Consider the following 13,217-nt stretch of genomic DNA (forward strand, 5'->3'; position numbering starts at 1 on the left):
ACCTCGCAAGCATTACGCATTAGTGCTCGGCTTTTTAGCAGTTTTCTTGCGGTAGTAACGCTTTTTCTTACGTTTTTTTGGTTGTTCTTGTTCTTCACCTGACTCATCATCAGAAACCTTTTCTGACTGATTCTCAGACAAACTTTCAATAAAACGTAAATCCACCTTTCGATCATCCAGATTCACTTGCGCGACCTGAACACGAATACGATCACCTAAGCTATATACTTTACCTGTGCGTTCACCTTTCAAACAATGGCGAGATGCATCGTAATGGAAATAGTCTTCACCTAACTCAGTGATATGAACAAGGCCTTCTACATACAAAGAATCCAACTCAACAAACAAACCAAAGTTAGTTGCTGCAGAAACTATTGCTTCATATTCCTCACCCAAGCGATGAGACAAGAACTCACACTTCAAGAAAGTCACTGCATCACGAGTCGCTTCATCCGCTCTTCTTTCCGTACCGGAACAGTGCTCACCGAAAGTTTTCATATCAGCTTCAGAATAAGCAAATTCTTCTACTGGCTTTTTCTGCCACGCAAAACGAATAGCACGGTGAATTAACAAATCCGGATAACGACGAATTGGAGAAGTAAAGTGCGCGTAATGTTCATAATTCAAACCAAAGTGACCCTGATTATCAGGTTGATACACAGCTTGATTCATACTACGTAACAGCACTGTTTGAACAATGTGACTATAAGGCTGTCCCTGAACTTTTTCAGCAACTTCAGCAAAATCTTCAGCCGTTGGATCATCTCCCCCTTCAAGGGACAAACCAAAGTCAGATAAAAAGGTTCTAAGGTTTGCAAGCTTCTCTTCAGAAGGCTTTTCATGCACACGATAAAGAATCGGAATTTTATGCCATTTTAGGTAACGAGCAGTTGCCACGTTGGCCATCAACATACATTCTTCAATTAATTTGTGCGCTTCGTTACGCTGAACAGGAACAATCTCTTTAATCTTACGGTCATCATCAAACACAATACGTGTTTCAACCGTATCAAATTCAAGTGCGCCACGTTCTGCTCGCGCAGATTTAAGTGCCAAATACAACTCATTCAAGTCTTCAATATTTGGCAGTAAATCTTTATATGTCTTGCGATGCTCGCTATCCGAGTTGGTTAGCATGTCATTAACTTGGTTATAAGTCAGACGAGCCTTTGAATGCATGACCGCATCGTAGAATTGAGTACGCTCCAACTTACCATGTTCATCAATCGACATATCGCAAACCATACATAGACGATCCACTTTAGGATTTAGAGAGCACATTTCATTGGAAAGCTTCTCTGGCAACATCGGTATTACTTTTTGAGGGAAATAAACCGAATTACCACGTTCAAATGCTTCTTTATCAAGCGCTGAACCAGACGTTACATAATGAGAAACATCAGCAATCGCAACAACTAAGCGCCAACCTTTTTTGCGTCTTTTAGCAAAAACAGCATCATCGAAGTCTTTTGAGTCTTCACCATCAATTGTCACTAATGGCAAGTTACGTAGATCTTTTCTACCTTCTATTTCAGCTTCAGTTACTTCATTCGGAATTGAATCCAACTCTGCAAGTAATTCATCAGACCACTCATTTGGAATACCATGCGCATAAATCGCCGAGTCTATTTCCATGCCTGGTGCCATATAGTCACCAACCACTTCTATGATCTTACCAATAGCACTTGACCGCTTAGTCGGCTGGTGGATAATTTCCACCATAACAATCTGACCTTCTTCGGCATCAATCAAACCATCTTTTGGAATAAAAACATCCTGTGCGATTTTGCTATTAGTCGGTTGTACCCAAGCCAGACCATCTTCATAATGAAGACGCCCTAATACCTTTTCATTATTATGCTGAACGACCTCAACAACCATTCCTTCACGACGCCCTTTACGGTCAACACCAATGACCGAAGCAATAACGATGTCGCCATGAAAAACTTTATGCATTTCTTTTTCTGACAAGAACAGATCAGAACCGCCATCTTCTGGTTCTACAAAACCGAAACCATTTGGATGCCCTAAAACTTTACCTTTAATCAAATCCATTTTCTGAATCAAACCAAATGCACCACGTCGATTTCTCAAAAGCTGCCCGTCTCGCACCATTGCTTTTAGGCGTCTGGAAAGCGCTTCAAATCTTTCGTCATCTTCAATTTCAAGGCTGTCGGCAATTTGTTTGATGCGCATTGGCTTTTGCTCATTTTCAAGCATCTCAACAATAAATTCACGACTAGGGATAGGGTTTTCGTATTTAGACGCTTCGCGATCTGCGTGCGGGTCAACTGTTGTGTTGTTTTCAGATGTTTCTGCTATAGTTTCTTTCACTACTGCCTGCTTATTTTCTTCTTGCTGCATATTTGAAGATTCCTCTGAAGAAAGCTCCACGGCGTTTTGTTTTGTTTCTGACACTCTTACTCAACTTTTACTCGTTAGAAGCCATATCGTTAAACAACATAACCATTCCAATCGTTGCTTTTCTACATCTTGCTGATGCGCATTTCAATCCGAATGACTTCTAGTTAAAAAAAAGCCTAGCAGTCAGCTAGGCCGCGCCTATTATATAACAATTTGTTTTAATTGTAATCTTGATGATTTTTAAACATTTTTGACAATGATAATTTCAGCTCAACTCAGGCATCACCGACAGCTCTTCTTGAGTGTATAACTGTTTTGCCAGAATGCTTAGTGCTGACTCTACGGCTTCTTCTAAGACAGGGTGATAAAACGGCATGTCCAACAACTCTTTCACTGTTAATTGTTGAGCGACTGCCCATGTCAATAAATGTGTTAGATGTTCCGCATTATGCATAACCAGTTCGCCACCCAAAAGTTGACGAGAATTCTTATCTGCATAAAGAACAATAAGACCTTTATCTTCTTCCATAACAATGGCACGACCATTATTTTTCTCTAAATCAAACTTCGCCATAACACTTGAAGCCATATTTAAATCAGAAAATGAAGTGCCGAACACTCCCACTTGTGGATCAGTGAAGGCAACACCTAAAGGCGTTTTCCTTGCAAATCTCACCACTTCAGGATAAGTAATTGCATTGCTAGCCGCAATCGCACCTTCATGTCCTGCTTCATGCAAGATTGGACGATAGGTATTCACATCACCAGCTATAAAAATTGGTTTATCTCCAACTTGCGTTGTGAACACATCAAATAGCGGCATCCCTCTTTCATCCAATTCTACGCCAATATTTTCTATACCAATTTGATCAATATTTGGTCGTCTACCTAACGATGCGACAACCGCATCAACTTCAAGTTTTTTATTTCCTAACAAAACTTGAACACCTGTATCAGTGTTTTCCATCTGGGCGGCTTGCCCCAAATAAATCGGAAACTCTTTCGACATAAGTTCATTCAACTTACTGGCTGCTTGCGGAGACCTAACACAAGTTAATGAGGAAGCCATTTCAATACCCACCACTTCTACACCTAGCCTGGACAAAGCTTGGCCAATCTCTAGACCGATAATCCCTAAACCAATAACAGCCACTTTCTGAGGCAGTGCTTCCAACTCAAACAAGGTGTCACTTGTGAGTAATTTATCACCTAATGCAGTCCATGGCTGCGGTATAACTGGCCTTGAACCTGTAGCAATAATAATACGCTCTGCCTGAATCGTTTCTCCATTCACTTCGACCTTATCGTCAGCAATAAATTTGGCATAACCTTTTATTAACTGTTCAGGTTTAAGCGTATCTGTACTACTAGTAATAACACCACCAGTAAAACGATCTCTAAAAGCTCTCACTCGCTTCAATACAGCCGCGTCATCAACTGAAAGTGCTTCGGCACCTTGAATACCAAACGCCTTAAACTTCTTTCTAGCGTAAAAATGGTCCGCACAATGAATCATTGCTTTTGAAGGCATACAACCAACTCTGGCACAGGTTGTTCCAAAATGGCCGCCATTGACCATAATGAAGTCATCCGTTTCCTTTCGGATTTTGCCAAGCGCGGTTAACCCAGCCGAACCCGCACCTAAAATTAAATATTTTACCTGCCTCATGAGCTAAACCTCTGATTCATCAATTTGCCTTAACAAAAATAGTTAGTAAGCCATTCATTTACTACAAAGATACTAGAAAACGTATTTCATCATATCAATTAGGGTTATTTTGTTCATTGCATTTTTATGATTTTTAGTAAGATGTTAACTGTTGCGTCACTATGAGACAAAAAAGCTTTTATGCAATCAACGTTCAGGCCGTACTATTTGGTTTTTAATATTCGTCGGCTGTTCCATATTCTTTTTTTTAGCAAGCCTAAGCTTGTCGTGTCTTTATGCATAGCGCTAACACTACTCATCGCTCAAACCACCCCCATTCAAGCTAACAGCGGTTCCTCTAATTCAAAAACCATTGCGCCTAAATCATCCATTATTGACCGAATACAAAAACCCTTTACCGGAGACCTAGATGCCATACGAAAACGCCGCATCATTAGAGTTCTGGTTAGTCATACCCGTACTAATTTTTTCTTAACTTCTAAAGGGTTTAGAGGTCTTGAGCATGATTTACTAAAGGCTTACGAGGCTTATCTAAATCGAGGGCCACGAAAACAACGCTATGAAACCCATCTCACTTTCATCCCTCTACCTTTCAGTGAAATACTTACCAAACTACAACAAGGATATGGAGACATTGCCGCCTCAGGAATAACTATCACACCAGAGCGTCAGAAATCAGTAGACTTTACCTCACCCTACATTACAAATATTGAAGAAATATTGGTATCCAACAAACAATCCCCACCGATTAAACGCTTACAAGATTTATCAGGAAAACAAGTCATTGTCGTTGGTGATAGCAGCTATATCATTCATTTAGAAAAGCTAAATCAAACACTCGGTGTTATGGGGTTAGCTCCTATTGAAATTGTACGTGCTGACCCTTTGCTAGAAGCTGAAGATTTATTGGAGCTGGTTAATGAACATATTTATGACTACACTGTCGTCGATAGTCATATCGGAGAAATCTGGAGCAAAGTCTTAGATAATATAAAATTACACACTGATTTTGTTCTTTATCACAATGGCAAAATTGCCTGGGCGATCCAAAAAAACCACCCAAAACTAAAATCATCACTTAATCATTTCATTCAAGCTTACGCAAAGCCTGGTCGCTTTTTGGGCAATGCTGTTTATAAAAAATACTTTGAAGACACCTATTGGATCAAAAAACCTTTAACGCACGACTTGTTAAAAAAAGTGAAATGCTTGCAGTATTACTTTGCACTTTATGCAGAATTTTATGGCTTTGATTGGAGATTGATTGCTGCCTTAGCCTATCAAGAGTCCCGCTTTAATCAACGCAAGAAAAGTAACATGGGGGCTATCGGCATTATGCAAATAAAACCCTCAACATCGAGAGATAAAAACGTTGATATACCTCATATCAACAAACTTGAAAACAACATCGAAGCCGGTGTGAAGTATCTGGCATTTTTACGAGACAGATATTTTTCTGATCCTCGTTACTCTCCTGAAGATAGAAACAATTTTGCATTAGCTGCATACAATGCTGGGCCTGCCAGAATCCAACAATTACAACAAGATGCAAGAATACATGGGTTAAACCCCTATAAATGGTTCTACAACGTTGAAACACTTGCTAGAAATGAAATAGGCCGTGAAACCGTAAACTACGTGACCAGTATTCAGAAAATGAGAATATTTTTGACAGCTTCACGTAGATTGGAAGAGAACAAACGGCTACTTTTAGATAAAACAACGCAAAGTCAAAACAATACCCAAGGCGAACCACAGGCAGCTAAAAACTTAACTGCTAGACTGGGCGATACACCTTAACGTTATCAAAACCATTATCTTTAAGGTATTGAGCATGCAACTGGCTCATCACACCCTTTTCACAATAAAGCAGGTAGTTTTGTGATTGGTCCAATTGCTTAAATTTCTGGTTCAGTTCAAAAAATGGAATCGTCATTACATTGGTTAATACTAAAGGGCTTGCTTCAATTTCATCAGGACGACGAATATCTATAAGCGTTTCATCCTGAACTTGATTGACTATTTCTACATTTGCCTGCGCATTTACATCAGCAACAATTTCATGCACAGGTAAAAAAACAGCGTCTGAAATCGCCTGTTCAAGCACACTTTCATCAAACTTAAACTGCTCTCTTTCTATACGCTTGAACGAACCATGTATAACAGGGTTTTTTGAGATAACACCGCAATACTCAGGCATACTTTCGGCAAAGTGCCGAGTTCCAATATCATCAGCTATTCTCATAATATCAGGCTTATCCATCACTGCTAAAGGACGAATCACCAGCTTATCCGTCGCCTGATCAATTAAAGCCAAATTTCTTAACGTTTGACTAGAAACCTGAGCAACACTTTCTCCTGTTACCAAAGCATCTATTTTCATTTGATCAGCTATCTTTTCAGAGGCTTGCAACATCAATCGTTTAAGCATTACCCCCATATAACTCTCATGATTAGCACGAAAAATTTCAGCGACAACCGCTTCGAATGGCACTGAAATAAACTGCACACGATGTGAGGAGCCATATTGACTCCACAAATAGAGTGCGACCTGCTTAACACCAATTTCATGCGCGGCACCACCTAAATTAAAAAAGATAAAGTGAGTTTTTATGCCGCGTTTTATCGTCAAATAACTAGCTACGGTTGAGTCAAAACCACCAGACATCAATGATAAGAGCTCTCCTTGACTACCTATTGGAAAACCGCCCATTCCTCTGTGGCGAGCACTAATGACATTTACTTGATTTTGCTGATATTCCAACTCAACTTTATAGTCAGGAGTATGCAAGTTAACGCCTTTAGCGTTACCATGTTTTAACAGGTAACCACCAATATAGCGCTCCATATCAAATGATGAAAACTCATGGGTTCCACTTCGTTTCACACGCACCACAAAAGTTTTATCGTCTATTTTCGGCAAAGCAAACTCAGCAACTTTTTGTGCGATTTCTTCCAACGTTTCAGCTTCCGATTGTGCGACTTCCAATACTTGTTCAACACCAGGTGTTTGCGTTAGCGTTTTTAATACTTCAGTCCGTTTAGAGTCTGGCGAAAAAACTTCTATTTTGTCCCAAAACCGCTTTAAAGTAATCGAGTCATCTACACGTAACAGCTGTGTACGCAAATTATCATGAAGCTGACTAACCATCTTTTTCTTGACAGAAGTACCTTTAACCATGATTTCAGGAAATAATTTGATAATAAATTTCATAATTTAATAATTGTTTATACTCTTGGTTGATTTGAAGCTAAACCAAACTGTTGCTCATCAAAGCAATACGAATTTCACTAATCACATCGTCTTCAATTAGCAATTCTTCTTGCGCTGTGGCACGCATTTTTTTGATTTCTTCACCATGATATTGATCAAAACTGGATTCACTTACAATTGCATTAGCTAGCTGAATAATAGCAACTAAGGTTTTGGCTTTAGGGTCTTTAACAATCTCAAAGTTCATCTGGTGATGCATCAACATCACCTGAGCATACATAGAAGCCAGTTGCCATTTTTTGGCAACCAATAAACCAAATACACCATGATGAGCTCCATAGACACTTACTTCTTTATGAGAGCCAGAATAACAGTTCGTTAAAGTGTTAAAGAAAAACTGAGGATAATCATCAAACTTCATCGCCATAATAATCGCACCCGCATTATGAAACAGGCCAGCCATATAAGCCTCTTCCGGTACAACACCTTCTACCCAACGACTTAGTTCAGCCGAAACATTAGAAACATCCATCGTATGCTCTATTAGTTCATCAAAAACTTTGTCTGAAACTAACGTCTTAAATGCCAGTCCAAAAATAACCGTACGAAGTCGCAATAAACCCAAAGACTCTATTGCTGTGCGAATAGTCGTAATTTCATCTGCATCTTTTCGTTTAAATTGCGCCTGATTTGCCAAAAGAATCAACTCACCAGACAACACCGTATTACGAGCAATGATATCAGCAATCTCAGCTGTATCAGGAAACTCAGTTTTTTGAAATAAAGTCTGCAACTGCATCACCTCTGCTGGCATGGCAGGAATTTCAAAACCCTCAAGTTGTTGCGCAGCAATTTTTAGCTGACTTTTTAGACCCATTTTATTTTTTCCGTCCTAGAATAAATGGTTAAGTTCATGTCCTATTAACTCCGCTATATTCTACTTTAATCTTCTATCTGGCTAAAAATTTATCGAGCAAAGTTTTTTTGATAGGATTTTTCACTTTATCTCAACACAGACCCAAAAGACTTAAAACACCATAACCACATGAAATCGCTTAATATTTAGTCAACTTAAACGTACAAATTCATCTTCTTCTTCAGAGACTAAAACTTGAATTTTAGCCCTGTCACTGTTATGCTTACGCGAATTTTTAAACCTTAAGAGAGAACCTCCATGATAAGACTTCATGAAATTCTAGTTAGAGACGGTGTTGATCGTGAACTACGTCAAGTACTAGGCCACACTATGATTGCTTGTAAAGAAATTGCTCACAAGCTTAGCCAAGGTGAATTGGCAGGTATTCTTGGCTCAACTGAAGAAGAAAATGTTCAGGGTGAGACACAAAAAATGTTGGACGTAATTTCAAACGATGTTTTGAAAAAAATCCTAACAGAAGATGAATATGTCCGTGGTATTGGTTCTGAAGAAGAAGATTACACAGTCGCTGGTAGCAAAGACGGTAAGTTCTTAGTTACTTTCGATCCTTTAGATGGTTCTTCAAACATTGATGTCAACCTATCAGTTGGTACTATCTTCTCTATTCTTGAAGCGCCTGCTCAAGGTTCTGGTGATGACCAATCAATCTTCTTGCAAGAAGGCCGCAAGCAAGTTGCTGCAGGTTACGTACTTTACGGTCCATCAGCATTATTGGTACTAACAACTGGTAAAGGGGTTAACTTCTTTACTCTTGACCGTCACATTGGTGAATTTGTTCTAACCAAAGAACAAGTTAAAATCCCTGAAGAGACTAAAGAGTTTGCAATCAACATGTCTAACCAACGTTTCTGGGAACCTGGTATGCAACAATACATTGCAGACTGCCTACAAGGTGAAGAAGGTCCTCTAGGTAAGCGTTACAACATGCGTTGGGTTGCTTCTATGGTTGCTGAAGTTCACCGTATCTTGGTTCGTGGTGGTATCTTCATGTACCCATGGGATAACCGTGAGCCAGGTAAGCCAGGTAAACTACGTTTGATGTACGAAGGAAACCCTATGTCAATGCTTGTTGAACAAGCTGGCGGTCTTTCTACAACTGGACGTGAAAACATTATGGATGTGAAGCCAGAAGGTATTCACCAACGTGTACCAGTTGTTCTTGGCTCTAAAAAAGAAGTTGAGAAAGTGATGGGATATCACAAAGACTAAGTTAAGCACTTAGCCAGACTTAGAAGTTATGCACCCGCAAATGCGGGTGTTTTCATTTTGTGTTTTAGTGTTATACAAACATTTCTAAAGTAAGGAAAATCAAAATGGGTTACGCTCAAGTTTCAGCGGGTAAAGATGTACCGAATGATGTTAACGTCATTATCGAAATCCCAGCATTTGCACCACCAATCAAATATGAAGTCGATAAAGACACTGATTTGGTTTGGGTAGATCGCCTACAAGGTGCCACCATGCAATATCCGGCTAACTATGGTTACATTAACGATACATTATCTGATGATGGCGATCCGGTTGATGTGTTGGTCGTTACACCACACCCGCTTATGATTGGGTCAGTTATTCGTTGTCGCCCTATCGGTATTTTTAAAATGACTGATGACGGTGGTGAAGATGCTAAAGTCATCGCTGTTCCTGTAGACAAGCTAAGTACTATCTACTCTGCTATTGAAAAAGTGGAAGACATTCCTTTATTGAAGGAACAAGTCGAACACTTCTTTAGCCACTACAAAGACCTTGAACCTGGTAAATGGGTTAAAGTTGAAGGTTGGGGCGATGTAGAAGCTGCACGCCAAGAAATCTTAAACGGTGTAAAACAATACAACGAAAAGTAATCCGTCATTGGGCTTAGTGTAAAACTACCCCAGCCTGGCAGATTTTCATAAAAAAGCGTCCATTTTTGGGCGCTTTTTTTGTTTGTATTCAAACAGCTTATTTGTCGTTTTCCTAATATCTGTTTTTAATAATTTGTTAAATTCCCCGCCTACTCTCCGCAATGAAATATATTGCAAAAATTTTGCTCAATTTTTACGCAGAAAGTCTGAAGACTTTCTATAAGAAAGTTTGATTTAACTTTCATATTGTCTAAAAAATTTTGCGTTAGAATGAAATTCCAATCATGAAGGCGAGGTGAATATCATGTCTTTTATGCTCACATTTTTAAGCGTTGCATTTTTTGCGATTGCACTAGGGTTTATCACACAGAGACTAAAGACTCACAACCAGCGTCGCGCCAAAAGAACGTTGAACCCCATGGCATCTTATATCTCGGAAACTACGCAGTTATCCGACCATTTGAAGTAATCATTCAATCCTCCCCCTATCCGACTTCAATCGTTTCTTCGGAATCGAAAGGGGTCGGAGTTTTTTATCGATACAGCCTTTGATAAGTTCCGCCAGCGACCACGAGATCTTCATGACTACCGGACTCGATAATATGACCATCCTCAAACACCAGAATACGATCTGCTTGCTTGATAGAGCTCAGACGATGCGCCACAATCAAAGTCGTTCGACCTTTCAAGAAAGGAGCAAGGTCTTCGTATAGCTTTCTTTCGGTTTCCATATCCAGAGCTGAAGTCGCCTCATCCATAATGACGACTTTTGGATCTTGTAAAATCATCCGAGCAATCGCCAACCTCTGTCGCTGGCCACCAGATAATTTAATACCATTACGCCCAACTACTGCATCTAACTGTTCATCCAACGCTTCTATCGTTTCTTTCAATTGCGCCTGCTTAAGTGCTTGCCAAAGCATTTCATCAGTCAAATCACGCCCTAAAGATAAATTAAAGCGTACGCTGTGATTAAATAGAACAGGATGCTGCAAGACGGTAGCGACTTGCTCTCGCACCAAATCTTGTCCAATTTGTTCAATTGGAATACCGTTATAACAAACCACCCCAGAGTCTTGCTGGTAAAAACCCAATAATAGTTGCACGAGCGTTGTCTTTCCGCCGCCACTGGCGCCAACAAATGCCAGTTTTTCACCCGGCTTAATTTCAAAACTCAAGTTATGCAATACAGGTTCGTTTTTTCCAGGATACGTAAAAAATAGATTTTTTACTTCCAACGACACCTGATCTTCTTCAAATGGATTTGGTCCGGATAATTTATAAACAGGCTCTTGTTTTAAATCCAACACTTGATTGATACGTTGTAACGCACCACTTCCCGCACTGTAGCTATATTGAATTGCTAAAATCTCTTGGACTGGCCCCATCATGAACCATAAATAGCCAAATACCGCCATCATTTCACCAATGGTCAATCCAGAAAACAACACCATCAACATACTGACACCACGGAAGATATCGAAGCCAACTAGGAAAATTAGAAATGAAATTCGACTTGCTGCATCCGAACGCCAAGTAAAGGCTTCTGAATGACTTTTTATATCTAAAGCTTTACCGCGAATACGATCGAAAAAAGGTCTATCTTGGTTGGCTGCACGCACTTGTTGCAGCGCATCCAACGTTTCTGACAATGACTGCTGAAACGCATCAATCGCCGTATTTTCGTCTTTTTTCAGTCGTTTGACGTGATGTCCCATTCTCATGGTGAAATACACCACTAACGGATTCAAAAATAAAATAAACAAGGCCAACTGCCAATTCAGCCACAATAGTACAAAGGTGGTGCCTATCAACGAAAAAATGGCAATAATCAACTTACCAACAGTGGTGCCTAAAAAAGTATCTAAGGTATTAACATCATTCACCATAGTTGAGGTGACACTGCCACTCCCCATGGTTTCGTATTGCGTCATTGCCACACCTTGAACACGTGCAAGCAAATCCTGACGAATACGGTAAGTCACATCTTTGGCAATAACCGTAAACTGCTGAACCTGCCAAACACCAAACACCACACCAAGAAAACGTAATAGGATGGTGACAAGAGAGACGATTAAAATATAACCAACCGCAGTCTGCCAACCTTGGGGAATAATGGTATTTAGTCCATTCACAATCATGCCAGGCTTATGCAAAAGCACTTCATCCACGAGTAACGGTAACAGCAAAGGCAAAGGGACAGTCGCCAACATCGCAAACAATGCAATAACATGCGCTTTAATAAGGTTAGGCTTGTGTGCGAACACTAAATCGGCAATACGTTGCCAAGTATATTCACCCTTAACTTTATTCACAGAATATTTTTCTTTCTTCACCACTGAAGAAGGCTGGACAGAAGATTGGGAATTAGATGTCATAGCTGAAACAGTCGCTTGAAGTTATCTGTTGTGGTTTGAGCCATTTCTTCAAAGCTAACCTCTCGCAATTTTGCCAACTCTTCGACGACATAACGAGTAAAGCCAGGTTGATTGGTTTTTCCTCGATAAGGCACAGGGGCAAGGTAAGGAGAATCTGTTTCCACCAAAATACGATCTGCCGGAATGGCTTTTGCCACTTTTTTTAATTCCAGTGCATTTTTAAACGTAACAATACCGGAAAACGAAATATAAAAGCCTAACTCCATTGCGCGCTTAGCAGTTTCCAAGTCTTCTACAAAGCAGTGCATAATGCCGCCCACTTCTTGTGCGCCTTCTTCTGCCAAAATACGCAAGCAATCTGGTGTAGAGTTTCGTGTATGAATAATTAGAGGTTTTGACAATTGCTTAGCCAAACGAATCATTTGTCTAAAGCGATCCTGCTGCCAAGTCATGTCCTGTTCTTCTGCATCAAAGTGAAAATAATCCAACCCCACTTCACCGATGGCAATAACTTTTGGATGACTGGCCGCTGCAATCAATGCATCGTCACTAACAAACACCTCTTTTTCTTCACAAGGATGAATGCCAATAGCTGCATAAACTTCTTCATACTGGTCAGCAATGCCCAATATGTCTTGCCACTGATCTGGATGAATGGCGATGCACAGCATTTTATCCACAGACAACTCATGAGCTGTTTTAATAACCTGATCAAGATTCCCGACTTTTTCTTCAGGCAAAATATTGAGATGACAATGTGAATCAATAATCATAATTTTTGTTTAAAACCTTGTTATTGCTTGATTTGAGAGGG

9 protein-coding genes are annotated in these 13,217 nt (G+C 39.9%); 3 read left to right on the top strand and 6 right to left on the bottom strand.

All coding sequences use genetic code 11. The features are described from left to right. Positions 1 to 12 precede the first annotated feature (12 nt). Positions 13 to 2,364, bottom strand: a complete 2,352-nt coding sequence (gene rnr, locus N745_RS0107350; RefSeq protein WP_024851479.1) for a ribonuclease R — start codon at positions 2,362 to 2,364, stop codon at positions 13 to 15. A 265-nt stretch (positions 2,365 to 2,629) separates the two neighbouring features. After that, complete coding sequence (locus tag N745_RS0107355) at positions 2,630 to 4,033, bottom strand: dihydrolipoyl dehydrogenase (protein ID WP_024851480.1); 1,404 nt, start codon at positions 4,031 to 4,033, stop codon at positions 2,630 to 2,632. A 267-nt stretch (positions 4,034 to 4,300) separates the two neighbouring features. Between N745_RS0107355 and N745_RS11840 the strand changes: the two genes are divergently transcribed. Then, the gene (locus N745_RS11840; protein ID WP_245595671.1) at positions 4,301 to 5,833 is read left to right on the top strand and encodes an MltF family protein; all 1,533 of its coding nucleotides are present in this window, start codon (positions 4,301 to 4,303) and stop codon (positions 5,831 to 5,833) included. On the opposite strand, the gene thiI is transcribed toward N745_RS11840, so the two are convergent. Together thiI and N745_RS0107370 are read right to left on the bottom strand one after the other, a co-directional pair. Beyond that, positions 5,811 to 7,247: a tRNA uracil 4-sulfurtransferase ThiI gene (gene thiI / locus N745_RS0107365; protein WP_024851482.1), complete on the bottom strand. Its 1,437-nt coding sequence runs from the start codon at positions 7,245 to 7,247 to the stop codon at positions 5,811 to 5,813. The genes N745_RS11840 and thiI overlap by 23 nt on opposite strands. A gap of 37 nt (positions 7,248 to 7,284) precedes the next feature. Beyond that, positions 7,285 to 8,124, bottom strand: a complete 840-nt coding sequence (locus tag N745_RS0107370; RefSeq protein WP_024851483.1) for an HDOD domain-containing protein — start codon at positions 8,122 to 8,124, stop codon at positions 7,285 to 7,287. 297 nt (positions 8,125 to 8,421) lie between these two features. Here N745_RS0107370 and N745_RS0107375 point away from each other — a divergent pair, with 297 nt between their 5' ends. Together N745_RS0107375 and ppa are read left to right on the top strand one after the other, a co-directional pair. Beyond that, a complete protein-coding gene (locus tag N745_RS0107375; protein WP_024851484.1) occupies positions 8,422 to 9,393 on the top strand; it encodes a class 1 fructose-bisphosphatase in 972 nt (323 codons plus the stop codon). 104 nt (positions 9,394 to 9,497) lie between these two features. After that, entirely contained in the window at positions 9,498 to 10,025 is a 528-nt protein-coding gene (gene ppa, locus N745_RS0107380) for an inorganic diphosphatase (RefSeq protein WP_024851485.1), read from the top strand. 533 nt (positions 10,026 to 10,558) lie between these two features. Here the strand turns inward: ppa and N745_RS0107390 are convergent. Both N745_RS0107390 and N745_RS0107395 read right to left on the bottom strand, forming a co-directional pair. After that, entirely contained in the window at positions 10,559 to 12,340 is a 1,782-nt protein-coding gene (locus N745_RS0107390) for an ABC transporter ATP-binding protein (protein ID WP_051453436.1), read from the bottom strand. A gap of 59 nt (positions 12,341 to 12,399) precedes the next feature. Then, complete coding sequence (locus tag N745_RS0107395; protein ID WP_024851487.1) at positions 12,400 to 13,176, bottom strand: TatD family hydrolase; 777 nt, start codon at positions 13,174 to 13,176, stop codon at positions 12,400 to 12,402. Positions 13,177 to 13,217 lie beyond the last annotated feature (41 nt).

Origin of the sequence: Hydrogenovibrio kuenenii DSM 12350 (genome assembly GCF_000526715.1) — a bacterium.
Lineage (GTDB): Bacteria > Pseudomonadota > Gammaproteobacteria > Thiomicrospirales > Thiomicrospiraceae > Hydrogenovibrio > Hydrogenovibrio kuenenii.